General features: G+C 79.0%; 1 protein-coding gene. It reads left to right on the plus strand.

The genetic code is table 11. The annotated features are described in order from the left end of the window. Positions 1–276: helix-turn-helix transcriptional regulator (locus GTW08_RS09690; protein ID WP_161151794.1), on the plus strand; the 276-nt coding region annotated here is incomplete at both ends.

Below are 276 nucleotides of genomic sequence, written 5' to 3' on the forward strand. Positions count from 1 at the left end.
GCCCCACCGGGGAGCTGGTGCGGCGGACCGTCGAGCCCTGGGGCGTGGTGTCGTTCCGGGGCCGCTGGTATCTGGTGGGCCACGACCGCGACCGCGACGACGTGCGCTGCTTCCGGCTCTCCCGCGTCGAGGGCCCGGTGCGTGCCGTCGGAGCGGAGGGCGCGGTCACCGTGCCCGACGGTGTCGACCTGCGGGCGCTGGTGCGTGCCTCGGCGGGACCGCAGCCGGTGTCGGGCACCGCACGGGTCTGGGTCGCGGCGGGCCGCGCGGCCGGGC

Source organism: Pseudonocardia sp. SID8383 (assembly GCF_009864975.1).
Classification (GTDB): domain Bacteria; phylum Actinomycetota; class Actinomycetes; order Mycobacteriales; family Pseudonocardiaceae; genus Pseudonocardia; species Pseudonocardia alni.